Source organism: Mesorhizobium sp. C120A (assembly GCF_030323105.1).
Lineage (GTDB): Bacteria > Pseudomonadota > Alphaproteobacteria > Rhizobiales > Rhizobiaceae > Mesorhizobium.
In genome coordinates this window covers 1440495-1465870 of record NZ_CP100476.1, presented here as the reverse complement: position 1 = coordinate 1465870, position 25376 = coordinate 1440495, and the positions used below count along the sequence as shown (strand labels likewise).

Annotated in this window: 24 protein-coding genes and 1 pseudogene; 14 read left to right on the top strand and 11 right to left on the bottom strand. The window is 64.1% G+C overall.

All coding sequences use genetic code 11. From position 1 onward, the window contains the following. Nucleotides 1–135: 135 nt before the first annotated feature. Entirely contained in the window at nucleotides 136–1707 is a 1572-nt protein-coding gene (locus NL532_RS07245) for an ABC transporter permease (protein ID WP_023828411.1), read from the top strand. Continuing rightward, nucleotides 1704–2786 (top strand): ABC transporter ATP-binding protein, encoded by a 1083-nt coding sequence (locus tag NL532_RS07240; protein ID WP_023826261.1) that lies wholly within the window; start codon nucleotides 1704–1706, stop codon nucleotides 2784–2786. Before NL532_RS07245 ends, NL532_RS07240 begins: the two co-directional genes overlap by 4 nt. 35 nt (nucleotides 2787–2821) lie before the next feature. Here NL532_RS07240 and NL532_RS07235 read toward each other — a convergent pair whose 3' ends face one another. From NL532_RS07235 to ugpB, 4 genes are all read right to left on the bottom strand, one after another. Then, nucleotides 2822–3883 carry a sn-glycerol-3-phosphate import ATP-binding protein UgpC gene (locus NL532_RS07235; RefSeq protein WP_023742882.1) on the bottom strand — a complete coding sequence of 354 codons (1062 nt, stop codon included), beginning with the start codon at nucleotides 3881–3883 and terminating at the stop codon, nucleotides 2822–2824. Between the two features lie 7 nt (nucleotides 3884–3890). Then, nucleotides 3891–4739 (bottom strand): sn-glycerol-3-phosphate ABC transporter permease UgpE, encoded by an 849-nt coding sequence (gene ugpE, locus NL532_RS07230; protein WP_023698704.1) that lies wholly within the window; start codon nucleotides 4737–4739, stop codon nucleotides 3891–3893. A gap of 9 nt (nucleotides 4740–4748) precedes the next feature. After that, nucleotides 4749–5633 (bottom strand): sn-glycerol-3-phosphate ABC transporter permease UgpA, encoded by an 885-nt coding sequence (ugpA, locus tag NL532_RS07225; protein ID WP_023686696.1) that lies wholly within the window; start codon nucleotides 5631–5633, stop codon nucleotides 4749–4751. Between the two features lie 71 nt (nucleotides 5634–5704). Then, the gene (gene ugpB, locus NL532_RS07220) at nucleotides 5705–7015 is read right to left on the bottom strand and encodes a sn-glycerol-3-phosphate ABC transporter substrate-binding protein UgpB (protein WP_023726977.1); all 1311 of its coding nucleotides are present in this window, start codon (nucleotides 7013–7015) and stop codon (nucleotides 5705–5707) included. 185 nt (nucleotides 7016–7200) lie between these two features. Here ugpB and NL532_RS07215 point away from each other — a divergent pair, with 185 nt between their 5' ends. Continuing rightward, nucleotides 7201–7347, top strand: coding sequence for a hypothetical protein (locus tag NL532_RS07215; protein WP_023685332.1), 147 nt, complete (start codon nucleotides 7201–7203; stop codon nucleotides 7345–7347). Nucleotides 7348–7495: 148 nt separating this feature from the next. Next, the gene (locus NL532_RS07210; RefSeq protein WP_023698706.1) at nucleotides 7496–9943 is read left to right on the top strand and encodes a bifunctional diguanylate cyclase/phosphodiesterase; all 2448 of its coding nucleotides are present in this window, start codon (nucleotides 7496–7498) and stop codon (nucleotides 9941–9943) included. A 96-nt stretch (nucleotides 9944–10039) separates the two neighbouring features. On the opposite strand, the gene tlpA is transcribed toward NL532_RS07210, so the two are convergent. Further along, on the bottom strand, nucleotides 10040–10732 hold the full coding sequence (gene tlpA, locus NL532_RS07205) for a thiol:disulfide interchange protein TlpA (protein WP_023734604.1): 693 nt from the start codon (nucleotides 10730–10732) through the stop codon (nucleotides 10040–10042). Nucleotides 10733–10767: 35 nt separating this feature from the next. On the opposite strand from tlpA, the gene argH reads away from it, so the two are divergent. The 3 genes from argH to lysA all read left to right on the top strand — a co-directional run bounded on the left by argH (nucleotide 10768) and on the right by lysA (nucleotide 13792). Beyond that, entirely contained in the window at nucleotides 10768–12168 is a 1401-nt protein-coding gene (gene argH / locus NL532_RS07200; protein ID WP_023828410.1) for an argininosuccinate lyase, read from the top strand. Nucleotides 12169–12236: 68 nt separating this feature from the next. After that, nucleotides 12237–12443 carry a hypothetical protein gene (locus tag NL532_RS07195; RefSeq protein WP_023673325.1) on the top strand — a complete coding sequence of 69 codons (207 nt, stop codon included), beginning with the start codon at nucleotides 12237–12239 and terminating at the stop codon, nucleotides 12441–12443. An 80-nt stretch (nucleotides 12444–12523) separates the two neighbouring features. After that, nucleotides 12524–13792: a diaminopimelate decarboxylase gene (lysA, locus tag NL532_RS07190; protein WP_023748497.1), complete on the top strand. Its 1269-nt coding sequence runs from the start codon at nucleotides 12524–12526 to the stop codon at nucleotides 13790–13792. A gap of 20 nt (nucleotides 13793–13812) precedes the next feature. Here lysA and NL532_RS07185 read toward each other — a convergent pair whose 3' ends face one another. Next, on the bottom strand, nucleotides 13813–14115 hold the full coding sequence (locus NL532_RS07185; RefSeq protein WP_023694025.1) for an ArsR/SmtB family transcription factor: 303 nt from the start codon (nucleotides 14113–14115) through the stop codon (nucleotides 13813–13815). Nucleotides 14116–14165: 50 nt separating this feature from the next. Between NL532_RS07185 and NL532_RS07180 the strand changes: the two genes are divergently transcribed. The 3 genes and pseudogenes from NL532_RS07180 (at nucleotide 14166) to NL532_RS07170 (ending at nucleotide 18243) form a co-directional block, all read left to right on the top strand. Then, entirely contained in the window at nucleotides 14166–15107 is a 942-nt protein-coding gene (locus NL532_RS07180) for a threonine/serine dehydratase (RefSeq protein WP_023828409.1), read from the top strand. Nucleotides 15108–15242: 135 nt separating this feature from the next. Beyond that, a pseudogene (locus NL532_RS07175) lies at nucleotides 15243–17830 on the top strand (TIGR02302 family protein). A gap of 41 nt (nucleotides 17831–17871) precedes the next feature. Next, the gene (locus NL532_RS07170; RefSeq protein WP_023828407.1) at nucleotides 17872–18243 is read left to right on the top strand and encodes a glyoxalase superfamily protein; all 372 of its coding nucleotides are present in this window, start codon (nucleotides 17872–17874) and stop codon (nucleotides 18241–18243) included. Here NL532_RS07170 and NL532_RS07165 read toward each other — a convergent pair. After that, nucleotides 18240–19103, bottom strand: coding sequence for a LysR family transcriptional regulator (locus NL532_RS07165; RefSeq protein WP_023726969.1), 864 nt, complete (start codon nucleotides 19101–19103; stop codon nucleotides 18240–18242). The two genes, NL532_RS07170 and NL532_RS07165, sit on opposite strands and share 4 nt — an antisense overlap. Nucleotides 19104–19329: 226 nt before the next feature. Between NL532_RS07165 and NL532_RS07160 the strand changes: the two genes are divergently transcribed. Next, complete coding sequence (locus NL532_RS07160; RefSeq protein WP_023828406.1) at nucleotides 19330–20280, top strand: DMT family transporter; 951 nt, start codon at nucleotides 19330–19332, stop codon at nucleotides 20278–20280. Nucleotides 20281–20286: 6 nt separating this feature from the next. On the opposite strand, the gene NL532_RS07155 is transcribed toward NL532_RS07160, so the two are convergent. From NL532_RS07155 to NL532_RS07145, 3 genes are all read right to left on the bottom strand, one after another. Further along, entirely contained in the window at nucleotides 20287–20658 is a 372-nt protein-coding gene (locus NL532_RS07155) for a response regulator (RefSeq protein WP_023698715.1), read from the bottom strand. A gap of 64 nt (nucleotides 20659–20722) precedes the next feature. Next, nucleotides 20723–21265 (bottom strand): hypoxanthine phosphoribosyltransferase, encoded by a 543-nt coding sequence (hpt, locus tag NL532_RS07150; RefSeq protein ID WP_023673315.1) that lies wholly within the window; start codon nucleotides 21263–21265, stop codon nucleotides 20723–20725. A gap of 23 nt (nucleotides 21266–21288) precedes the next feature. After that, nucleotides 21289–21924, bottom strand: a complete 636-nt coding sequence (locus NL532_RS07145) for a hypothetical protein (RefSeq protein ID WP_023828405.1) — start codon at nucleotides 21922–21924, stop codon at nucleotides 21289–21291. Nucleotides 21925–22097: 173 nt separating this feature from the next. On the opposite strand from NL532_RS07145, the gene ftsE reads away from it, so the two are divergent. The 3 genes from ftsE (at nucleotide 22098) to NL532_RS07130 (ending at nucleotide 24592) form a co-directional block, all read left to right on the top strand. Next, nucleotides 22098–22757 carry a cell division ATP-binding protein FtsE gene (ftsE, locus tag NL532_RS07140; protein ID WP_023685344.1) on the top strand — a complete coding sequence of 220 codons (660 nt, stop codon included), beginning with the start codon at nucleotides 22098–22100 and terminating at the stop codon, nucleotides 22755–22757. Further along, nucleotides 22750–23739 (top strand): cell division protein FtsX, encoded by a 990-nt coding sequence (locus NL532_RS07135; protein WP_023673312.1) that lies wholly within the window; start codon nucleotides 22750–22752, stop codon nucleotides 23737–23739. The genes ftsE and NL532_RS07135 overlap by 8 nt, the downstream gene beginning before the upstream one ends. A gap of 133 nt (nucleotides 23740–23872) precedes the next feature. Next, complete coding sequence (locus tag NL532_RS07130) at nucleotides 23873–24592, top strand: YdcF family protein (RefSeq protein WP_023673311.1); 720 nt, start codon at nucleotides 23873–23875, stop codon at nucleotides 24590–24592. Between the two features lie 98 nt (nucleotides 24593–24690). On the opposite strand, the gene NL532_RS07125 is transcribed toward NL532_RS07130, so the two are convergent. Continuing rightward, nucleotides 24691–25323, bottom strand: coding sequence for a pyridoxamine 5'-phosphate oxidase family protein (locus NL532_RS07125; protein WP_023828404.1), 633 nt, complete (start codon nucleotides 25321–25323; stop codon nucleotides 24691–24693). Nucleotides 25324–25376 lie beyond the last annotated feature (53 nt).

Here is a 25376-nt window from a genome sequence, read left to right as displayed (position 1 = left end):
GGCAACGATTGCGCTCCTGCCGGACTTTCCGCAGGAGCGCTCTGTTTTCGAGATGGCATTGTCCATGACGACACATTGCGTTTCCGGCCGCGCCTGCGGCGCCCCCGCCCCGGCGGCAGTGGCGCGGTCGAGCTGATGCAAACTGCGGTCGATCTCGCACGTTCAGGCCAGACAGTCGGGCGGTCCCGCCGGAAGCCCATGTCCTGGATCGCGCTTGCCGCCATAATCGTCTCGCTGCTGTCGCTGCTGCCGCTGGCGTTCATCATCTGGATCGGTGTGCAGACGGGCTGGGACACCGTCTCGGCTCTGATCTTTCGGCCGCGCGTCGGCGAACTTCTGGTCAACACCGTGCTTCTGGTGGCGCTCACCGTGCCGATCGCCACCGTGCTGTCGGTGACGCTGGCATGGCTGACCGAGCGCAGCGACCTGCCCGGCGCCGGCCTGTGGGCTTGGCTGTCGGTGGCGCCGCTCGCCATCCCCGCCTTCGTGCATTCCTACGCCTGGATCACCATGGTGCCGACCTTGCACGGCCTGTGGGCCGGCGTGCTGGTCTCGGTTCTCGCCTATTTCCCGTTCCTCTATCTGCCGCTGGCGGCGGCTCTGCGCCGGCTCGATCCTGCTTTGGAGGACGCAGCCGCAGCACTCGGCCTTGGACCATGGCGGGTGTTTTGGCGTGTCGTGCTGCCGCAGCTGAGACTGGCCATTTGCGGCGGCGCGCTGCTGGTCGGCCTGCATCTGCTGGCCGAATACGGCCTCTACGTCTTCATCCGCTTCGACACTTTCACCACGGCGATCGTCGACCAGTTCCAGTCGACCTTCAACGGTCCCGCCGCCAACATGCTGGCCGGCGTCCTGGTGACTTGCTGCTTCGTGCTGCTCGCGCTGGAGGTGCTGGTGCGCGGCGAGGAACGCTATGCCCGCGTAGGCTCGGGTGCCGCGCGCCGCCAGCAGCGCACCAGGCTCGGTCGCGCCACCCTGCCCTGCCTGGCTCTGCCTGCCATCGCCACGCTTCTCGCCATCGGCGTGCCCTTCGTCACCATCGGCCGCTGGCTGGTCGCCGGCGGCGCCGATGTCTGGCGTTTGGACGAGATCGGCCTGGCGCTTGGCCAGACGCTGTTCCTGGCGCTGGCCGGCGCCTTGCTTGCGACCATCGCCGCCATGCCGATGGCCTGGATCTCGATCCGCGCGCCGGGACCGCTGCAGCGGCTGCTCGAAGGCTGCAACTACATTGTCGGTTCGCTGCCCGGCGTGGTCATCGCGCTGGCCTTGGTCACCATTACCGTGCGCATCGCCATGCCGCTCTACCAGACGCTGTTCACAATCCTGGTCGCCTATGCGCTGATGTTCCTGCCGCGCGCCTTGATCAGCCTCAGAGCCTCGATCGCACAGGCGCCGGTCGAGCTCGAACGCGCCGCCGCCAGCCTTGGCCGGCCGCCGCTGAAGGCGCTTTGGTCGACAACGATTCGCCTGTCGGCGCCGGGGGCTGCGGCCGGCATGGCGCTGGTCGCGCTCGGCATCATGAACGAGCTGACCGCCACCCAGATGCTGGCGCCCAACGGCACGCGCACGCTGGCCATGGCGTTCTGGTCCTATAGCGGCGAGATCGACTATGCGTCGGCCGCCCCTTACGCCTTCATCATGGTGACGATGTCGCTGCCGCTGACCTGGCTGCTCTATGTCCAGTCGAAACGGATGGCCGGGCGATGAGCTTTCTCGAAATCAGTGGCCTCACCAAGCACTACGGCCCGGTCGCAGCCCTTGCCGGCATCGAGCTCAGCGCCGCAAGCGGCAGTCGCACCGCGATCGTCGGCCCGTCCGGCTGCGGCAAGACGACGTTGCTGCGGCTGATCGCCGGCTTCGAGGCGCCCGACCAGGGCCGCGTCGTGCTCGACGGCGAGGTGCTGGCCAATGGCGGCCAAGCGGTGCCGGCGCACCGCCGCGGCATCGGCCTGGTGGCGCAGGACGGCGCCCTGTTCCCGCATCTCAGCATCGGCGACAATATCGGCTTTGGCATGGCCCGCGGCGAGGACCAGCGCGCCGAGCGCATCGCCGAGCTCGCCTATACCGTCGGGCTGGACAAGGCGATCCTCAAGCGCCGCCCGCACCAGCTCTCCGGCGGCCAGCAGCAGCGCGTGGCGCTGGCCCGCGCCATGGCGATGAAGCCCAGGCTGATGCTTCTCGACGAACCGTTCTCGGCGCTCGACACCGGTCTGCGCGCCTCGATGCGCAAGGCGGTCGCCGAACTACTCGAAGCCGCCGGCATCACCACCATCCTGGTCACCCACGACCAGGCCGAGGCGCTGTCCTTCGCCAGCCAGGTGGCGGTCATGCGCGACGGAAAGTTCTCTCAGATCGGCACACCGCGAGAACTCTATCTGCAGCCGAAAGACCGCATGGTTGCCGAGTTTCTTGGCGACGCCATCATCTTGCCGGCAAAGATTTCAGGCGGCTTCGCCACCTCCTCGCTTGGTCGCATAGCCGTCGACTCGAAGGAGCGGCGCGACATCGCCCGCATCATGCTGCGACCGGAGCAGGTGCAGGTAAAGCGCACGTCGCGCGAAGGCATGTCGGGTCCTGCGGGCACGATATTCGCCGAGGTGACGGACTCGGAATTCGCAGGCTCGATGTGCACCATTGCCGTGCGGCTGTTGAACAACCCCGATCCGCCGGACGCCGCGGCGATCGGCAGCACACCGCTGACCTTACGCAAGCCGGGAATCGACGCGCCTTCCGTCGGCGAGATCGTGCGCCTGACAGTTTCCGGCAAGGCGCATGTCTTCGCCTGAACTGCCGATGCGTCGGATTGGCGCGAGCGGCTGCGTCAATCGACTCGTTTCCCAGCATTGTCGAACCAATGCAGCTTCTCGGCCCTGGCCACGACGCGCAGTTGATCGCCGGGTTTGGCCGTGGCGCGGCCGGCCACACGCACGACGATGCGGTTGCCGCCGGCGGCACAGTGAAGAAAGCTTTCGGCTCCCACAGGTTCGACCGCCTCGACCGCCGCAGGCAGAATAAGCGCGCCGGATGATGCCTCGGCACTGAAGGTGACGTCGGCATCCTCAGGGCGGAAGCCAAGCGTGGCGGCGTTCGTAGGCGCGAAGTCAACCGTCTTGCCGTCGGTCAGCGCCGGACCAGCCGGTCCTTGCGAAAGAGGCAGAAGGTTCATCGGCGGCGCTCCGATGAAGGAGGCGACGAAGGTCGATGCCGGCTTCTCGTAGATGTCGAGCGGCGCGCCCGTCTGCTCGACCAACCCGCCATTCATGACGACGAGAATATCGGCCAGCGTCATCGCCTCAAGCTGGTCGTGGGTGACGTAGACCGAGGTGACACCGAGCGAGCGCTGCAAATTCTTGATTTCGACCCGCATCTGGCCGCGCAGTTTGGCGTCGAGGTTGGAAAGCGGTTCGTCGAACAGGAAGACTTTTGGATTGCGCACGATTGCGCGACCCATGGCCACGCGCTGGCGCTGGCCGCCGGAAAGCTCGCGCGGGCGCCGGTCGAGCAGCGCCGTGAGCTCCAGCACCTTGGCGGTCGAGCGAACCCTGCTGTCGATCTCGTCCTTGGGAGTACCCCGGTTGCGCAACCCGTAGGCCATGTTGTCGTAGACCTTCATATGTGGATAGAGCGCATAGTTCTGGAACACCATGGCGATGTCGCGCTCGGTCGGACCGATCGTGTTGACGATCTTGCCGTCGATGGCGACGGTGCCGGAAGAAATGGTCTCAAGCCCGGCGATCATCCGCAGCAGCGTGGACTTGCCGCAGCCGGACGGCCCAACCAGCACGCAAAGCTCCTTGTCGGGAATGGCGATGGAGACACCCCTCACCGCCTCGACGCCGCCGGGATAGACTTTCTTCACATCCTTCAGATCGACGGTCGCCATCGGCTTCTCACTTTTCGGAATCGACAAGTCCGCGCACGAACCAGCGTTGCATCAGCACCACGATCAGGATCGGCGGCAGTATGGCCAGCATCGCGGTGACCATGACCAGATGCCATTGGGTATCGGCATCGGCGAAGGAGACCATCTTTCTAAGTGCGATGACGATGGTGTTCATGTCGTTGCTGTTGGTGACGAGCAGCGGCCACAGGTACTGCGTCCAGCCATAGATGAAGAGGATGACGAACAGTGCTGCGATGTTGGTGCGCGACAGCGGCAGCAGGATGTCGAAAAAGAAGCGCCATGGTCCGGCGCCGTCGACACGCGCCGCTTCCACCAACTCACCTGGGATGGTCATGAAGAACTGGCGAAACAGAAGCGTGGCGGTGGCCGAGGCGATCAGCGGAATGATCAGGCCGGCATAGGTGTCGATCATGCCGAGATCGACCATCACCTTGTAGGTCGGCAGGATGCGCACCTCGACGGGAAGCATCAGTGTGATGAAGATCAGCCAGAAGAAGACCATCCGAAGCGGAAAACGGAAGAACACGATCGCATAGGCCGAAAGGATCGAGATGAAAATCTTCCCCACCGCGATGCCGAGCGCCATGATCGTGGTGTTGAGCAGCAATCGGCCGACACTGACGCCGCCGATGCGGCCGACACCGCCGAACAGCGCCTCGCTGTAATTGTTCCAGACCTGGTCGCCGGGCAAAAGAGGCAATGGCGGCTTGAGGATGGTCTGCAGCGTCTGCGTGGAGGCAACGAAGGTGTAGTAGATCGGGAAAGCGACGATCAGGATGCCCAGGATGAGCACGGCGTGGGCGATGAGGGCGCGAAGCGGGGACTGACCAATCATCGCTCGCGCTCAACCGTAGTGGACTTTGCGTTCCACATAGCGGAACTGGATGGCCGTGAGTGAGATGACGATGACCATCAGGATGACCGACTGCGCGGCCGAATCGCCGAGGATCAAATTGACGAAACCGTCATTGTAGACCTTGTAGACCAGCGTCTCGGTGGCCTTGCCTGGCCCGCCGCCGGTGACGGCATGAACGATACCGAAAGTGTCGAACAGCGCATAGACAGTGTTGACGACCAGCAGGAAGAAGGTCGTCGGTGCGAGCAGCGGGAAGACGATGGTCCAGAAGCGCTTCGTCTCCCCGGCGCCGTCCATGGCCGCCGCCTCTATCAACGTCTTCGGCACCGCCTGCAGCCCGGCGACGAAGAACAGGAAATTGTAGCTGATCTGCTTCCAGGCAGCCGCAGATACCAGCAGGATCATGGCTTGGTTTCCGTTAAGCAAGGGATCCCAGGCGATGCCGAGACCTCTCAAGGCGTAGGCCAGCGAACCGATCGAGGGGTTGAACAGAAACAGCCACAACATGCCGGCAATCGCCGGCGCCACCGCATACGGCCAGATCAGCAGCGTGCGATAAAGGCCTCTGCCGCGCACCACCTTCTCGGCCATGACGGCAAGCAACAGGGCCACACCCATGGCGACGATCGCGGTCGCCAGAGAGAACACCAGCGTGACTTTGATCGAGTTGAGGTAGGCCGGGTCGGCCAGCACCTTGCGAAAGTTGGCGAGCCCGACGAACTTGCTCTTCAGCCCGAACGGGTCTTCCCTAAGCATCGACTGGTAGAGCGCCTGCCCGGTCGGCCAGTAGAAAAAGATCAGCGTAATGGCGAGTTGCGGCGCCACCAGCAGGTAAGGCAGGGTCTTGTTGGGGAAGACGACGCGTGGAGACAGGGTGATTCCCTCGCTATTCAGGAAATCGTCCACGCGGGTCCGCGTGGACGAGGTTCAACTGACAAATCGCTTCAGTTTCCGATCGCTTCCTGAATCGCCTTGTTGCCGCGTGCGACCGCGTTGTCGAGCGCCTGCTGCGCAGTCTGCTGGCCGGCCAGCATCTTCTCGAACTCCTCATTCTCGATGTCGCGCACCTGCGGCAGGTTGACGAGGCGCACGCCCTTCGAGTTCTCGGTCGGCGCCTTGCCCAGCATCTGCAGGATCGGCGTCTCACGGCCCGGGTTCTTGTCATAGAAGCCGGACTTCTTGGTCGCCTCATAGGCAGCGAGCGTCACCGGCAGATAACCCGACTTCTGGTGCAGATACTCCTGCACTTCGGTCTTGGACAGGTAGGAGAAGAACGCCGCGACGCCCTTGTATTCCTCGTCCGATTTGTTGCCGAACACCCACAGGCTGGCGCCGCCCGGCGTGGTGTTCTGGGGCGCGCCCTTGGCGTCACTATCATAGGGAAGCTGGCCGATGCCGTAGTTCATGCCCGACTTGACGATGTCACCGAGACCCCCCGACGATTCGGTGAAGATGCCGCATTCTCCGGCAAGAAAGATCTGCTTGGCTTCGGATGTACGGCCGCCATATTTGAAGGTGCCGTCCTTGGCCAGGTCGGCGAGCGCCTGGAAATGATTGACGAAGATCGGCGCATTGATCTTGAGCTCGACGTCGGTTCCGGCAAGTCCGTTCTGGTTGGTGCCATAGGAAACGTCGTTCCAGGCCGCGAAGGCCTCAAGGTGGATCCAGGTCAACCACGTCGAGGTATAGCCGCAGGAAGCGGCGCCGCTCGCCTTGATCTTCTTGGCGGCTTCCCACACCTCGTTCCAGGTCTTTGGCGGATTGTTCACATCAAGCCCGGCCTTCTGGAAGATATCCTTGTTGTAGTAGAGGATGGGCGACGAGGAATTATAGGGGAAGGACAGCATGGTCCCGTCCGGCTTCGAATAGTAGCCGACGATGCCGGGCAAATACTGGCTCTTGTCGAAGGTCACGCCGGCGCTGGTCAGCACATCGGCCACCGGCTTGATCGCACCTTCGGCGGCCATCATGACGCCGGTACCCACGTCGAACACCTGGATGATGTCGGGCGCTTGCCCCGCACGAAAGGCAGCGATGCCGGCATTCAGCGTTTCGGGATAGGTGCCCTTGAAAACAGGGAGAATTTCATAGTCGCTCTGGCTGGCATTGAAATCCTTGGCGATCTTGTCGACCACCTCGGCATTGGCGCCGGTCATTGCATGCCACCAACTGATCTGGGTGGCGGTGAAGGCGGAGGTGGTGGAAAGCAGGGTCAAGGTGGCGGCAACACCGGCCGCAAAGCCGAACAACTTCATGTTTCATCTCCCGTTTGTCATTGGCGAAAGGGGCGCTCCCGCGAACGCAATATGTGTCGCTGATGACAATCGGACAACGGATTTGTTGCTGTTTCGTGAATTTCATACCCGGCTAACTTCGCGCCCCCTCGCCTTGCAACGAGGACAGAGAGAAATGCCAAGCCGGCTCAGCGATAGAATGGGGCATGGTGGGCCTGCAAGGATCGCCGACCGCCCAGCGATGCGTGAAGGGCCCGCGTGACAGCGCCACGCACCTGCACCGTGCGGCCGCCAAACCGGCGCTCGGCCAGATCGAGATCGGCCGAGCGGCATCGCGCCAGGCGCTGCTGTAACCGTGCGTCTGGAATGAGAACAGGATCGCCGCAACATACAACCCGAAAAACCCGCTGTAGTTGTAGTTCGCATAACCGATTCTTCGTCAAGCGTGGCATACTAATCAAGTGGACGGCTTGATTGCTGTGGGAGAGCAGGTGGGGCGAGATGCTGACGGTCTATAATTGTATCGTGCATGAGCACGATCTGAGACTGGTCGCACTGGCAGCGCTCATTTGCGGTATTTCTTCCTTCTCGGCGGTCAACCTGCTTCGCCATGTCGACCGCTCGAGCGAGCGCAACCGCTATACCTGGCTGATGATAGCAGCCACTTCCACCGGCTTCGGTATCTGGGCGACGCATTTCATCGCAATGCTTGCCTTTTCTCCCGGAATCCCCAACGCCTACAATACGGAAATGTCGGCGCTTTCGCTCGCCGGTTCCGTCGCCCTGACCGCTGCGGGCATGTGGATCGCCACCTTGCGCCGGGGCATCGACTACCCTCTGGTCGGCGGCGCGGTCCTCGGCGCTGGTATCGCCGCCATGCACTATATCGGCATGGCCGCCTTCGAGGTCGAAGGGCGCATCGTCTGGAACCCGCTGCTGGTCGGCGTCTCGGTGCTGACAGGCGTCACCCTCGCCGCGCTGGCGCTGCTGGTCGTGTTGCGACGGCCGTCCATGCAGGCCACAATCGCCGCCGCCATCCTGTTGACGCTGGCGATCTGCAGCCTGCACTTCATCGCCATGGGCGCGGTGTCGATCTTCCCGGACTCCTCCATCGAGATATCGCAGTTCACGGTCGAACCGGTGTCGCAGGCCTTCGCCGCCGCTGCAGTCAGCATGGCTATCCTGGTGCTTTCAGCCGCAGCATTGTGGATCGACCTTCGCTTCCGGCGTCACAAGCTCGAGGCCGAGCGCATGCACGGCCTCGCCAACGCCGCCGTCGAGGGGCTGATCGTCTGCGACGGCGCCCGCATCGTCAGCGCCAATGACAGCATCGCGGCACTCACCGGCATTGCGCCGGAAGTGCTGAACGCGATGCTGCTTGGCGACCTCTTCGGCGAACGCACCGCGGCCGGCATGTCCGACTGCAGCGGACAGGCACAGGAAGCCGAACTCAGAGCCCATGACGGCGCCACCATCCCCGTCGAACTTATCGCCAGAAGCATCGACTATTGCGGCAAGCGGCACAGCGTGGTCGCCGTGCGCGACATCCGCGAACGCAGGAAGGCCGAGCAGGAGATCCTGCGCCTCGCCCATTTCGACCCGCTGACCGGGCTCCCCAACCGCCGCAGTTTCTCCGGCCGGCTCGAGGCCGAAATTGCCGCAATGGACCGCGGCGGCAAGGGTGGGCATCTTGCGCTGCTGCTGCTCGACCTCGACCGCTTCAAGGAAGTGAACGACCTGTTCGGGCATGGCGCCGGCGATGCCATGCTGCAGAAGGTGGCGCTATGCGCCTCCGCCGTGCTCCGCCACGGACAGATGCTGGCGCGTCTCGGCGGCGACGAGTTCGCCATCATCGCTCCGAACCTTCCCGATCCGCAGGCGGCCGGCCGCATCGCCGAGGCGGTGCTGGCGGCCATGCGCGAGGAAAACCGGCTGTCGGTCGGTGGCGGGCTGGTGTCGGCCAGCATCGGCATTGCACTTTATCCGCTCGACGCCGATGAGCCGACACTCCTGGTCAGCCACGCCGACACCGCGCTCTACCGCGCCAAGGCCGAGGGCAAGGACACTTACCGTTACTTCGAGGCCTCGATGGGCGCCGAGGCGCGAGACCGGCGCGTGATGGAGCACGAACTGCGCCAGGCCATGGCGCGCGATGAGTTTCGCCTCGTCTACCAGCCACAAAAGGAGATCAGCAGCGGGCGGATGGTCGGGTTCGAAGCGCTGATCCGCTGGCGCCATCCGCAGCGCGGCGACGTGTCGCCGGCGACCTTCATCCCGGTGGCCGAAGACAGCGGCGTCATCATCCAGATCGGCGAATGGGTGCTGGCGACGGCCTGCGCCGAGGCTGCGCGCTGGAAGAACCCTCTCACCGTCGCGGTCAATGTCTCGGCGGTGCAGCTCCACAATCCGAATTTCAGCCGCAAGGTGCATGAAGTCCTGCTCGGCTCCGGCCTGACGCCCGGCAGGCTCGAACTCGAGATCACCGAAACGGCGCTGGTCAAGGACATGCCGCGCGCGCTGGCGACCTTGCGCCAGGTGAAGGCGCTTGGCGTGCGTGTGGCGATGGACGATTTCGGCACCGGCTACTCCTCGCTGTCCAATCTCCGCGCCTTCCCCTTCGACAAGATCAAGATCGACGGCTCATTCATCAAATCAGTCGACAGCAACGGCCAGGTGGCAGCCATCGTGCGCGCCGTTCTGGGGCTTGGCCGCGGTCTCGGCCTGCCGGTTCTGGCCGAGGGCGTCGAGACGCTGGGCGAGCTGAAATTCCTCGACGCCGAGGCCTGCGAGATCGGCCAGGGCTACTATCTAGGCCGGCCCAGCCCGATCGAGGCGTTCAGCGAATTGACCGGCGTAGCGGCACCGGCGGCACAAGACGACGCCGGCGTCAAACAACGCGGCGGCAGCATCTTGATGCTGCCGCCGGCGGCGGCCCTGCGCTCAGCCTAGAGCAATTTCAGGAAAAGTGTGAAACGGTTTTCCGTCCGAAATTGCGTCGAAACAAAAAAGTTAGCGCGGGCCGTTTCGACGAAACGGTGAACCGCTCTAAGGGGCGAGTGCGGCCTCGACCAGGCGCTTGGCATCCGGTCCTGACCATTCGGCCGGTCCGTTCATATGCGCGATCAGGCAGCCTTCGCCATCGATCAGCATGGTGACGGGGAGGCCTAGCGCCAAGCCACGCGTCTTGACGTCGTTGAACAGCGCCAGCGTCGAATCGCGGTAGTAGCCGAGCGACCCGATGCCGATATCGGCGAGGAACTTCTTGGGCTTCACATCGTCGCCGGCATCGACATTGACCGCGACCACTTCGAAGGCATCGCTGCCCTTTTCCTTCTGCAAGGCGTCGAGCGCCGGCATTTCGGCGCGGCAGGGCGCGCACCACGTTGCCCACAGATTGAGCAGCACGGTCTTGCCGGCATGATCGGCGAGCGTCATCGGCTTGCCGTCGGGACCGTTGAAGGCGAGACTTTCCAGCGATTGCGGCGGATCGGCGGGCAGCAATGCCGCAACCTGGCCGGTGGCCGCGGCGGCAACTTTTTTGGCGCGGTCGCTCTTGGCGGCGCAGGCGACGTCGTCCTTGCTGTTGCCCGCGCCGGCCGCAGGTGCGCTGCCGGTGGCTGCGTTGTTGCCAGACCCGCTCTCGCTGACATATACCGCGACCGCGCCGGCCAGCACGCCCGCCAGCAAAGCGGCGAGGATCAGGCGCGGGGCCGGGAAGTATCTGTTACCGTCTGCCATTTTTCTAAGACTGCTCCGGAGCACGGGTTATAGCGATGAGCGACAAGAAGGCCAGCAACCAGATGTGGGGCGGACGTTTTGCCTCGGGTCCGGCCGCGATCATGGAAGCGATCAACGCATCGATTTCGTTCGACCGCAAACTCTATGCCCAAGACATAAGAGGTTCGGTCGCCCACAGCGAGATGTTGGCTGAAACGGGCATTATTTCGGCGGCCGATCAAGAAAAAATCGCTCACGGGCTGAACACGATCCTGAAAGAGATCGAGGCCGGCACGTTCGAGTTCTCGACCCGGCTGGAAGACATTCACATGAACGTCGAGGCCCGCCTTGCCGACCTGATCGGCCCGGCCGCCGGCCGCCTGCACACGGCGCGGTCACGCAACGACCAGGTGGCGGTGGATCTCCGGCTTTGGGTCAAGGACGAGTGCTTTCGCGTCGCCGAGGCGCTGAAGGGGCTGATCTCAGCCTTGCTCGACCGCGCCGAGGAGCATGCGGCGACCGTGATGCCCGGCTTCACCCACATGCAGGCGGCGCAGCCGGTGACCTTCGGCCATCATTGCATGGCCTATGTCGAGATGTTTTCGCGCGACCTGTCGCGGACCCGCGATGCCATCGAGCGGATGGATGAAAGCCCGCTCGGCGCGGCAGCGCTTGCCGGCACCAGTTTTCCGATCGACCGCCACAAGACCGCGAAGGCGCTCGGCTTTCGCGAGCCGATGCGCAATTCGCTCGACAGCGTCTCCGACCGCGATTTCGCGCTGGAGTTCTTGAGCCTGGCCGCGATCTGCGCCACGCATCTGTCACGGCTCGCCGAAGAAATCATCATCTGGTCGACGCCGCAATTCGGCTTTGTCAGGCTGTCGGATTCCTTCTCCACCGGCTCCTCGATCATGCCGCAGAAGAAGAACCCGGACGCCGCCGAACTGGTGCGCGGCAAGACCGGCCGCGTCACCGGCCATCTGGTCGGGCTGCTGACGGTGATGAAGGGCATGCCGCTGACCTACGGCAAGGACATGCAGGAAGACAAGGAATCGGTCTTCGACGCCGCCGAGACGCTCGATCTGATGCTGGCGGCGATGACCGGCATGGTGCGCGACATGACGGTCAATGCCGCCGCCATGAAGAAGGCCGCCGGCTCGGGCCACGCGACCGCGACCGACCTCGCCGACTGGCTGGTGCGCACGCTGGGCCTGCCCTTCCGTGAGGCACACCATGTCACCGGCCGCGCGGTGGCGGTGGCCGAAGAGAAGAAGGTGAGCCTTGAAAAGCTGTCGCTGGAAGATCTGCAGTCGATCAACCCCGGCATCACGGCAGACATCTTCTCGGTTCTGGCCGTGCAGAATTCGGTGAAGAGCCGCACCAGTTTCGGCGGCACGGCGCCGTCGGAGGTCAGGAAGCAGATCCGCAGCTGGAAAAAGCGCATCGCCAAGGCATGATGCCGGGGTGCAATGCGCCTAAAACTCGGTTAAAAGCGCAGCACATAAAGTTTCGGACGGATGGATCGATGACCGCAAGCAGGATTTTGGTGACGCTGACGCTGCTGACGGCGATGGCTGCCGTGACCGCTTGCGGCCGTAAGGCTGGTCTCGATACGCCCTATGAAGCGGCCGTCCAGGCCCGCAAGGACGCCGAGCGCGCCAAACAGCCGGTGCCGCCGGAGCCGGAAAAACCGGTCGTGGACAAGAAGTTCATCCTCGACCCGCTGATCTAGAGCCGATGAGACCGGCTTGGTCTTTCTGACCAGGTCTCGTGCTAACTAGGTCTCGTGCTCCAACTTCCGGAAACACTCTCGTGAACCATTTCGATTACCGCGACGGCGTGCTCCATGCCGAGGACGTGGCGATACCAGACATCGCCGCAAGCGTCGGCACGCCGTTCTATTGTTATTCGACGGCAACCTTGACGAGGCACTACCGGGTGTTCGCCGGGGCCTTTGCCGGGCTCGACACGCTGGTCTGTTACGCCTTGAAGGCGAATTCCAACCAGGCGGTGCTGCGAACGCTGGCAAAGCTCGGCGCCGGCGCCGACACCGTCTCGGAAGGCGAAATGCGCCGCGCGCTCGCCGCCGGCATCCCGGCCAGCAAGATCGTATTCTCGGGCGTCGGCAAGACCGCGCGCGAAATGGATTTTGCGCTCGAGGCCGGCATTCTCTGCTTCAATGTCGAATCCGAGCCGGAGCTGGAGTTGCTGTCGGCCCGCGCCACCGCGCTCGGCAAGGTGGCGCCGGTCTCGCTGCGCATCAACCCGGATGTCGACGCCAGGACGCACAGGAAGATCTCCACCGGCAAGGCCGAGAACAAGTTCGGCATTCCCTGGCAAAGGGCGCGCCAGGTCTATGCCCGCGCGGCCGGGCTGCCGGGCACCAAGCCCATCGGCATCGATACCCATATCGGCAGCCAGGTCACCGAGTTGCAGCCCTTTGACGATGCTTTCGCGCTTCTGGCGGAACTGGTCGGCGCGCTGCGCGCCGATGGCCACGCCGTCGAGCATGTCGATCTCGGCGGCGGCCTCGGCATCCCCTACCGCACCGACAACAGCCCGCCGCCTCTGCCCGATGCCTATGCCGAGATCGTCAGGAAGCATCTGACAAAGCTTGGAGTGAAGGTGATGTTCGAGCCGGGCCGGCTGATCGTCGGCAATGCCGGCATCCTGGTCTCGGAAGTGATATTCGTGAAGGAAGGCGACGCCAAGAACTTCCTCGTCGTCGACGCCGCCATGAACGATCTGATCCGGCCGACGCTCTACGATGCCTTCCACGACATCAAGCCGGTGGTGCAGCCGCCGGCCGACACGCCGCGCATGGCGGTCGACGTCGTCGGCCCGGTCTGCGAGACAGGCGACTATCTCGGCCTCGACCGTGACCTGCCCCGGCTCAAGTCTGGCGACCTAATTGCCGTCACCACCGCCGGCGCCTATGGCGCGGTGCAATCCGGCACCTACAACACCCGCCTACTTGTGCCTGAGGTTCTGGTCGACGGCGACCGTTTCCATGTCGTACGCCGGCGCCAGACCTATGACGAGCTGATCGGCCTGGATTCGGTGCCCGACTGGCTTGCATAGGAGCCGCCACGGCGGCTGCGCTACAGCCGGTTTTGGATGAGCATCCTTGTGTCGGCGATCCTGTCCTCGTCGCGGCGGTAGAACGTCCATTGCTTGATGCGCTTGGGGCGCAGCAGGCCCGCCTGGGTAAGCACGCGCATATGTTCGGAGAGCGTCGCCTGAGTAATGCCGAGCTTCTCCGCGATCAGCAGCGCGCAAACGCCGTCCTCGACCAGATCGCCGTCTGCCTGGGCCGGGAAATGCGCCTGCGGATCCTTCAGCCAGTCGAGGATCTGCAGCCTGCGTTCGTTGGCGATCGCCTTGAAGACATCAACCTCTTGCATTTAGCCATTTTGCCAAGTTACTAATTGCTGTCAATCCCAAGGAGATGGTCATGACGAACGGCAACACCGTCACGCGCGAACGCATTGCCGCGACGGAACCGCGCATCCGCCGCTATATCAGGCACACGCCGGTGCTGCGCGTCGACATGGCCGATTTCGACCGGCCGCCGCTGGCGGTCGACCTCAAGCTCGAATGCCTGCAGCATTCCGGCTCGTTCAAGGCGCGCGGCGCCTTCACCAATCTGCTCGAACGCCCGGTGCCTGCGGCCGGCGTGGTTGCGGCTTCGGGCGGCAATCATGGTGCTGCGGTCGCCTATGCCGCCATGCGGCTTGGCCACAAGGCGACGATCTTCGTTCCCGAAGTCAGCCCGGCGGCCAAGCTGCAGCGCATCCGCGGCTACGGCGCCGAACTGATCGTCGGCGGCGCCCGCTATGCCGAGGCGCTGGCCGCCAGCGAGGCTTTTGCCGAAAAGACCGGCGCGCTGCAGATCCATGCCTTCAACCAGGAGAAAACATTGGTCGGCCAAGGCACGCTCGGCCTCGAAATCGAAAACGACCTGCCCGACATCGACACGCTACTGGTCGCTGTCGGCGGCGGCGGCCTGATCGGCGGCATCGCCGCCTGGTTTGCCGGCCGCATCAGGATCATCGCCATCGAGCCCGAAGGCGCGCCGACGCTGCATCGCGCCTTCGAAGCCGGCCACCCCGTCGATGCGCCGGCCGAAGGCGTCGCCGCCGATTCGCTGGCGCCCAAACGCATCGGCGAGATGATGTTCCCGATCGCCGAGGCCTTCGTCGAACGCTCCATCCTGGTCACCGACGACGCCATCATCGCCGCGCAAAAGGCGCTGTGGGAGCGGGTGCGGATCATCGCCGAGCCGGGCGGCGCAGCGGCCTTCGCAGCGCTGCTGTCCGGCCGCTACACGCCGGCGCCGGGCGAGCGGATCGCCGTCCTTGTCTGCGGCTCGAATACCGATCCGGCGAAATTCTAAACCTTGCTTCGACGAAGTGGGACGCAAACCCGTCAAAGCTTTTCAAGTTTTCCGGAACCGCCTCGCCTTTGCCGTGTTTGCTGGTAAACTTCTGCTTGTTGAGTCCGGGCTATCCCGCCCGGGCAGGAAGGGCCGATGACGGAACGCCCCATTTCCAGTGGCGATCGCAGCCTGGCCGGGCGGCTTGCCCTGAGCCGGCTGGCGACACGGGTCTCGATGACGGTCGAGCGCGGCTGGCCGCTGCTTCTGCCGCTGCTCATCATCGCCAGCCTGTTTCTCAGCCTCTCCTGGCTCGGCCTTTTCCCCCGGCTGCCTGACATTGCGCGCATTATCCTGGTCACTGCGTTCGGTATTGCCACGCTGGCGGCGCTCTATCCGCTGCGTTTCTTCAAGCTTCCATCCGCCGCTGAAATCGACCGCCGTATTGAGGCCGCCAACCAGCTGCAGCACAGCCCGGTGCTGGTGCAGACCGACCGTCCCAGCGGCAAGGAAAGCATCTTTTCACAGGCATTGTGGCGCGAACACCAAAAGCGCATGGCCGACAAGCTCGGCAGCCTTGGCGCCGACCTGCCGCGTACCCGCGTGCCGGAGCGCGATCCGTGGGCATTGCGTGCCGTGGCGGCGCTGCTGTTGGTCACCGCTTTTGCCTTTTCCTTCGGACCGTCCGGCGGCAGGCTGTCCGATGGTTTCAGTGCCCATGCGGCGCGCGACATCGTACCGCCGCGCATCGATGCCTGGGTGACCCCGCCGGCCTATACCGGCAAGCCGCCCATCTTCTTGACCGCGCCAGTCATCGATGGCAACGCCAAGCAGGCGGTTGCCACCTTCACCGTGCCGCAAGGCAGCGACGTCTCGCTGCGCGTGACCGGCGGCTCCGGCGAGGAAACGCTAAGCTTTGCCGACAAGGGCGGCAATGCTCGCGCCATGGACCCGTCGGGACCACAGGTGGCGGCCGTCAAGGCAGCGGCGGTCAACCCCGCGACCCCCAAGCTGCGCCAGTTCACCGGCAAGCTGACCGCCGACGGCACGCTGACGCTGAAGTCGGGCGAAGCCGATCTCGGTCGCTGGGCCTTCGCGGTGATCCCCGACAAGCCGCCGACGATCCGCTTCGTCGGCGAGCCCAAGCGCGCCGTCAACGGCGCCTTCGAGATCAACTACCAGATCGACGACGACTATGGCGCGGCCACCGCCAAGGCGGTTTTCGCGCTGGCCGATCCGGCGGCGCCCGATGCGCATCCGCTCTACGGTCCGCCTGAATTGCCGCTGGCGTTGCCGCGCCGCGGCGGCAAGGCGAACGCCGCCAAGACCACCAAGGACCTCACCGAACACGTCTGGGCCGGCGCCAGCATCAAGCTGTCGCTTGTCGCCACCGACGATGCCGGACACACCGCGACCAGCGAGACCAAGACTATTGTGATGCCGGAGCGGCCCTTCGCCAACCCGCTGGCGCGGGCGGTGGTCGAGCAGCGCCGCCTGCTGGCGCTCGACGCCAATGCCAAGCCGCGCGTGCTCGACCTGATGGACGCCATCACGCTGCGGCCCGAGGACACGTTCGACAACATGTCGCATTACCTCGCCATCATGAGCGCCCGCAGCCGGCTGAAGATGTCGGACAGCGACGATCAGTTGCGCAACGAGGTTGCCTATCTCTGGGAAATCGCGCTCGGCATTGAGGAAGGCAATCTCTCGTCCGCCGAAAAGCGGCTCCGCCAGGCCCAGCAGGCGCTGCAGGACGCCATCAAGCGCGGCGCCAGCGACGAAGAGATCGAAAAGGCGATGAAGGAACTGCGCGAGGCGATGAACGAATTCCTGCAGGAATTCGCCGAGCGCGCCAAGCAGAACCCGAAGGCGCCGCAGATGCAGCAGAATGGTCGCGAGCTGCGTCAGAGTGATATCGACCGCATGATGGACCAGATCGAGAACCTGGCGAAGTCGGGCGAACGCGACAAGGCGCAGGAGCTGCTGTCGCAGCTGGAAAACATGATGAACAACCTGCAGGCCGGCCGTCAGCAGCAGGGCGGCGAGCAGGACAGCGAGATGCGCCAGCAGATGGACAAGCTGGGCGAGATCATGCGCCGCCAGCAGGAGATGATGAACGACACCTACCGCATGGACCAGATGCAGCGCGGAGATAATCAGCAGCCCGGCGACGGCAATGGCGACGACCCGGACCAGCCGGGCGTCGGCAAGGATCGCGATCCTCTCGCCCGGCCGAAGTCGATGACACCGCAGGAATTCGCCGATGCGATGAAGCAGCTGCAGGAAGGCCAGGGCCAGTTGCAGAGCGAACTCGACAAGCTGAAGAAGGGCCTGGAAGGCATGGGCATGCAACCCAATGAGGGTTTGGCGACGCTGGCAAATCCATGGGCAATGCCGAAAAGTCGCTTGGCGAAGGCGAAGGCGACCAGGCAGTCGGCCACCAGGGTCGCGCGCTGGAAGCGCTGCGCAAGGGCGCCAAGGAGATGATGAAGCAGCTGCAGGCGATGCAGGGCGACCAGGGCGGCAGCCAGGAAGGCGGCCGCCAACAGGACGCCGGCCGCGATCCGCTGGGCCGACCACGCGCCAGCCGCGGACCCGATTTCGGCGATTCGGTGAAGGTGCCCGACGAGATCGACGTGCAGCGCGCCCGCCAGATTCTCGAGGCGATTCGCAAGCGGCTCGGCAACGCGCTCAGCCCCGACATCGAGCGCAGCTACCTCGAGCGGCTGCTGGAGCTGAAGTAGCCTCCAAGGCAACATCCGTCGAACTGAATGGTATCAGCGCCATGCCGAAACTCGGTGCCGTCACGCCCATCCTGCGCATCTTCGACATCGCCAAGGCACGCGAATTCTATGTCGACTTTCTCGGCTTCAAGGTCGAGTTCGAGCACCGCTTCGACGACAATGCGCCGCTCTACATGGGTGTAATCCGCGACGGCTGTGTCCTGCATCTGAGCGAACATCATGGCGACGGCGCGCCGGGTATAGCCATGCGCATCAAGGTCGAGGACATCGCGGCATTGCACCGCGAACTGATCGGCAAGAGACACCGCTACGCCCGGCCGGGCCTCGAAACCACGTCGTGGCAGACCCGTGAAGTGTCGGTCGGCGACCCCTTCGGCAATCGCCTGCATTTCTACGAGGATGCAACAGACTAAGCCGGCCGGTTGACGAACGCCTCGCGGATCGCCTCCTGCATGCCGTCGATAGCTTCGCCTGAGGCATTTGGGCTGCGGTGCATCACCACATTCGAGGAATCGATATGGCCGAACCCGTCAGCGGCGGTGAGTTCACGACAGCCATCCGGAATATTGCTGTGCGAGATCGGCGCGATCGCCAGGCCAGAGGTGACGGCGAGCTTCAGGCCGCCGGTGGTGTCGCTGGTATAGGCGACACGGTAGGCCAGCCCACGCTGCTCCAGCGATTTGATGGCGAAGTCCTTGCACCAGCCGGCTCTGTTGTAGAGCGCGATCGGCACCGGCCGCTCCTCATGCATGTGATGCAGGCTCGATGTCACCCACACTGTCGGATCGTGCATCAGCACCTCGCCGCCGGAAGGATCCTGCCATTCGAACACCACGGCGAGGTCGAGTTCACCGGCGGCCAGCGCCGCCAGCTGGGCGCCGGAATGTGCATAGCGAACGGTGACCTCGACCTTGGTGTGACGCTTCGAGAAGGCGCCGAGCGCGCGCGACAGGATGGCGTGACCATATTCCTCGGGAATGCCGATGCGCACCGGCCCGCCAAGCGGTGCCGCCGCCATCGATGCCGCCGTCTCGTCGAGCAGCGAGACGATGCGGCGGGCATTGACGATCAGCTCGCCGCCACGGCGCGTCAGCGCCACGCCGCGCGAGCCGCGTTCGAACAGGCTGTCGCCGACCAGCTCCTCGAGCTTCTTCATCTGCATCGACACCGCCGACTGGGTGCGCCCGGCCTGCTCCGCCGCCCGGGTGAAATTGCCCGCTTCGGCAATGGCGACGAAGGTGCGCAGGAGATCGCTGTCGAGGGCTGGCCGCATCGAATCCGTCATAAGCAAATTTGATCGCTGGTATCATTCCAATTCGTTTGCAACATGTCAAACGCCGCAGCATAGTCCGCTCACCCATTGGATATGCCGCCGCGAAACCGGCTGCGGACCAATCAAAGAGTCCTCACTCATACCCGCTGCCCGAAACGGTGGCGGGTTCTTTTTACCCCATGGCCGGGCGGCTGCGGGCAGTCAAGGCAAGGGCCGGCAGAACAACATGCGCAACCGGATCGTTCTCGGCATCATCAGCCTGTGCCTTGGCGTGCTGGTGTTCTCGCTCCAGGACCCGCTGGTCAAGGCGGTGTCGGCCAGCTATCCCGTGACCGAGGTGATGTGGATCCGCTCGATCGTCGCTTTGCCGATCCTGATCTTTCTCGTTCGCGCCGACGTCGGCCTGCGGGCCATCGCCTCGAAGCGGTTCGGCCTGCTGACGATACGCGCCTTCATCCAGTTCTCCTCCTATACGGTCTACTATCTGGCCATCGCTGCCTTGCCGCTCGCCGACGCGGTGGCGCTCTATTTCATGGCGCCGCTGTTCATCATGGCGATGGCCGGGCCCTATCTCGGCGAGCGCGTCTCCTGGCAGGCTCTCGCCACCGTGCTGATCGGCATGCTCGGCGTGGTCGTGATGCTGCGCCCGGGCGCCGGCCTGTTCGACTGGGCGGCGCTGCTTTCGTTGGGCTCGGCTTTGCTCTACGGCTTTTCACAGCTGATGGCGCGCAAGATCGGCGACACCGAATCCTCCACCGTCATGGCCTTCTACCAGAACGGCGCCTATCTGGTCGGCGCCGCTGCGGTTGCCGGCACATTCTGGCTTGCCGGCATAACCCATGCTGTCCACCCCAGCCTCGAATTCCTGGTGCGGCCGTGGGTCTGGCCGACGACACCGGATTTCCTCAAGATGGCGGCCTGCGGCTTCGTCGCTTCGGCCGGCATGATCCTGCTGTCGCAGGCCTACAGGCTGGCGCCCGCCAACCGCGTCGCCACCTTCGAATACACCGGCATCATCTGGTCGCCGCTGTGGGGCTTCCTGTTCTTCGACGAGGTGCCGCGCTCGACCACTGCCATCGGTGCGGCGCTGATCATCGGCGCCGGTCTGCTGGCGCTCAACACCGAACGGCGCCGGAGCGCTGCGCCTGTCCTCGCCGCGTCTCAGGATGTCGCCTGAAGCGTGTCAGGCGAAGCAGGCGAGCGCCTGGTCGACCCGCGAGCGGATTTCAGCCAGCGTGAAAGGCTTTTGCACGACGTCGATAATGACGCCGTTCAATTCCTCGGCGCGCTCGCGCTGGTCGGCATAGCCGGTCATCAGCAGGATCTTCATGTCAGGGAAAAGCTTGGCTGCGGCGATCGCCATCTCGATGCCGTCCATTTCCGGCATGCGGATATCGGAGACGACGAGGTCGTAACCGCCGCCTGCAGCACTGACCATCGCCAGCCCCTGCGCGCCGTCGGCGGCGATATCGATCGAGTGCCCGGCGCGTTCGAGCGCGCGGGCGGCGAGGGTGCGGACGGACTCATCGTCCTCGACGATCAGAAGCTTTGCCATGGGCCGGAATTTGGCGGGCAAAAGTTGACTTTTTCTGAAAATTTGAAGCGTCGGGGGCCTTTTCTCAGGCATCGCCTTTGACGACACCGACAAACGGCAGTTCGCGAAAAGCGTGAGCGACGTCCATGCCGTAGCCGACCACGAAGTAATCGGGACAGTCGAAGCCGACATAGTCGGCGTTCAGCTCGGTCTGGCGGCGCATGCGCTTGTCCAACAGCACCGCGATGGCGCAGCTTTTGGCGCCGCGCGACAGCATCAGGTTGCGGGTGAAGGAGAGCGTCTTGCCCGACTCCAGGATATCGTCGATCAGCAGCACGTCGCGGCCGGCGACCTCATTGTCGATGTCGCGCAGCACCCTCACCTCGCCGCTGGTGGTGCCGGCGCCATAGCTGGAAATGAAGATGAACTCGACCTCGGGCGACAGCCCGACATCGTGCATGGCGCGGATCAAATCGGCGGCGAAGATGAACGAGCCCTTCAGCACCGAAATCACCAGCAGGTCGTGATAGTCGTGCTCGGCGATCTCCTTGGCGAGTTCGAGATTGCGCCGCGCGATCGCGGACGCCGAAAACAGGACCTCGATGTCCTTGCCGCGCACAACTGGCATCAACAACCTTTCCAGAGAACCGACTAGCCGGCGAAGGTGACCGCCACGGCCTTGACGCCGTTTCTAGGCACATCGAGGCGGCTGGAAAAGCCGAATCTTTCGCCGGGCGCCAGAGAACGGTTGGATGTCCCCAGAGTATAACGGGTGATGCGGCTGTCATTGCCGGTGACACGTATCTCCAGCGGCGGCAATTGTCCCGCCTTCAAACCGTCATTGACGGCCTCGCCATCGACGAACAGCACCGGGGTGGATCCCGAGGCGTCGACACGCGACGTGACGCCGGCAATGCTGAGTACGGCGCCCTCCGGCTGTTCGACTGACCAGAACGGCGTCTGGCGCACCAGCTCGTGGCCACCCGAGACCCAGAAGGCGGCAAGGGCCGCACCGATGCCGGCAATCCAGAAGATCGGCCCGCCACGCGATGCCGGCCGCCCGGCTGACGCATCTGATTTGCGCAGCATCTCCATGCCTTCGATCGACGGCGTCGCGATGTCGCGCGCCGGCGTCAGTATGGCTTCTATCCGTGGGATCGGCTGCGGCAGCACCTCATAATCGGCATCGACAATGTCGGTCGCCACAGGACGCGATTCCGGTGCGACACTTGTCCCGGTCATGATTTCGCCGGAAACCGGGCGCGCGGTTCGTTGCTCAGCCATCATGGCCCCGCTGTTGCCTCTTCGTTTCTTTTGCGTAAATGGAAATGGTTAACGCTTCGCACCGGAACCCTTGTGACGCACTCAAGAACAGCGAAAATTAACCGAGGGTTAACCATGGCGGCCGATGGTCGTCGGACAGAAAGGGCTGGCACGCCGCCGCCCTCAGGTCGTCGCACGTGATCCGTTTCGAAAATGTCGGCCTCCGCTATGGCATGGGTCCGGAAATCCTCCGCGACATCTCCCTGCACATTCCGGAGAGCTCCTTCCAGTTCCTGAGCGGGCCCTCCGGCGCCGGCAAGACGACGCTGCTGCGCCTTCTGTTCATGTCGCTGAAGCCGACACGCGGGCTGATCACCATCTTCGGCAAGGACCGCTCGCGCATCTCGCGCGCTGAACTGCCGCATCTCAGGCGCCGCATCGGCGTGGTGTTCCAGGATTTCCGCCTGCTCGACCACATGACCACCTATGAGAATGTCGCTCTGCCGCTGCGCGTGCGCGGCCGCGAGGAAGCGAGCTACCGCACCGACGTCACCGAACTTTTGAAATGGGTTGGCCTGGGCGAGCGCATGCATGTGCTGCCGCCGGTCCTTTCGGGTGGCGAAAAGCAGCGCGCGGCAATCGCCCGGGCCTTGATCGAACAGCCCGAAATCCTGCTTGCCGACGAGCCGACCGGCAATGTCGACCCGCCGCTGGCGCGCCGGTTGCTCAGGCTGTTCATTGAGCTCAACCGGCTCGGCACCGCGGTGGTGATCGCCACTCACGATCTCGGCCTGATGGAGCAGGTCGACGCGCGCCGCATGATCCTGGCCGGCGGAAGGCTGGATATTTATGACTGAGCTATCGGCCGAACAGCTGCATGAAGACGCCGCCGAGCCCGCAACGACGACGCAGCGCGTCCAGCGCCGCATGGCGCCGATCGTGCCGGCGCAGAATATTGCCGGCCGCGCCTTGGTGCTGGTCATCGCCATCATGACCTTCCTGTCCTGCCTGACTTTCGGCGCCGTCACGCTGGTGCGCGACACTGCCTCGGTCTGGGAAAACCAGATCTCGCGCGAGGCGACGATTCAGATCAAGCCGGTCGACGGCCTCGACATGGAGGCAGCCCTTGCCCAGGCCTCGCAGATCGTCGGCGAATTCCCCGGCGTAAAGGAAACCCGGATCATCGATCGCGACGCCACCGCGCGCCTTTTGGAGCCATGGCTGGGCTCGGGCCTGAATATCGACGAATTGCCGGTGCCGCGCCTGATCATCGTCACCATCGACGAGACCAGCCCGCCCGACTTCAGCGCCATCCGTGCGGCGCTCACGCCCAAGCTGCCGAGTGCTTCGCTCGACGATCACCGTACATGGGTCGACCGGCTGGTCGCCATGGCCCGCACCACGGTCACCATCGGCATCGCCGTGCTGGTCCTGATGCTGTCGGCGACGGTGCTGACCGTAGTGTTTGCGACGCGCGGCGCCATGGCGGGTAACGGCCATATCATCGAAGTGCTGCATTTCGTCGGCGCCGAGGCGCGCTTCATCGCGCGCGAATTCCGCTGGCATTTCCTGGTCACCGGGATGAAGGGCGCAGCCGCCGGCGGCGCAGCCGCGATCCTGGTTTTCATCGTCTTTTCCTGGTGGTCGTCGCGCAACATGGCAACGCCGCAGGCCGACCAGGCCACCGCTTTGTTCGGCAATTTCGCCATCGGATCGGCAGGCTATCTCGGCGTCGGCCTGATGGTGCTGGTGATCGGCGGACTGACGGCGGCGACCTCGCACGCCACCGTCGTCGCCTATCTCAGCGACATCGATGTCCGCCAGCCGGATGCGGGGTGACCCGTGAGGGCAGAAGCGAAAACAGTTCGGGGGCAAGGACAGGAATGGAAGGGACGATCACGGATCGAAAACCGACGTAACGCAATGTGCGCTTTTTTCCTTACCAAAAAGGCATTTCAGGATTAACCATAGGATGATGAACGCGCGGGAGTCGACCGGAACGGCTGGACAGATGCCAGTGGTGCGTTTGCGTGTGCGTACCGGGCTGGGCCGTTTGCGCACCGCCCTGCGTCTCGCCTCCCTCTGTCTACTGCTGCTGGTGGCCCTGTTTGCCGGTGGCTTCGGCTGGTTCGCCAGCAAGGTCAGCCACATGACGACCCCGACCAACCCGGCCAAGGCCGATGCGATCATCGTCTTGACCGGCGGTCAGGCCCGCCTCGACGCAGCACTCGATCTGCTTGCCTCCGGCAAGGGCGAGCGGCTGCTGATCTCAGGCGTGCATCCCTCTGCCAGCCGCCGCCAATTGCAGGCTGCTACCGGCGGCGACAAGGCGCTGTTTTCCTGCTGTGTCGACATCGACCGCGCCGCGCTCGACACGATCGGCAATGCCGAGGAAAGCGCTAAATGGGTGGAGAGCCACGCCTATGGCAGCGTCATCCTCGTCACCAACAATTACCACATGCCGCGCAGCCTGCTCGAGATGGGCCGCCTGCTGCATGGCGCCAGGCTTGAACCCTATCCGGTGGTCAACACCAATCTGGACAATGGCGACTGGCTGACCAAGCCGGAAGCGCTACGCGTGCTTCTGACCGAATACAGCAAATACCTGCTGGCGCTTGCGCGCGGCGTCGTCCCGGTCCGCCAGACTGCCGACAGCGTCGCACTGGCCGAGGTTTCGACCGCCAAGGACTAAAGCAATTCCAGGAAAAGTGTGTAGCGGTTTCCCCGGGAAAAGCACGTACGCTTTCCCTTGGGAATTGCGTCCAGACAGACGACTCTGACGGCGCTCGATTACCCCTTGGCCGTGCCGTCTTCCGCGCCACGCAGCCGCGCAATCTCCTGTTCGAGGCTTTCAATCCGCTTGTCGCGTTCGGCGAGTGCGGCCGCGACATCGGCGGCCTCGAATCGCTGCGGAATGTGTTGCGGGCAATTGGCATCCCAGGCCGAGACGGTGAACAAGATGACCTGCTCGGGGCGCGCCTTGTAGTCCTGCGGCATCAGCCTTGCCAGAAGCTCGGCATCGTCCTCGACGACGCGCGCCGTGCCCCAGATCTTGACGCGCTGGCGATGCGCATAGTCCATCAGGAACAGGAATGCCTGGTTGTTGTCGGCGAGATTCCCCTGCGTGATGAACTGCCTGTTCCCGGAGAAATCGGCAAAGCCGATGGTCTTCTCGTCCAGCACCTTGAGGAAGCCGGCTGGCCCGCCGCGATGCTGGATGTAGGGCTGACCCTCGCCATTTGCCGTCGACAGGAAGACGCTGGTCTGCGCCGCGATGAAGTCGGCGAGGTCGGGCGTCATATGGGCGCGCCATCCGCCGCGCTCCTCGGCGCTGGCATAGCCCTTGCGCGAACCTTTGCGGGTCTGGATCGCCTTGACCGTCGGCGTGAAGGCGACATCGCTGGTGAAAGTATGAGCATTCATGGAAGCCTCCGCGAGGCCGAAACACGGCCATTGTACGCGAAGAGGTAGATCCT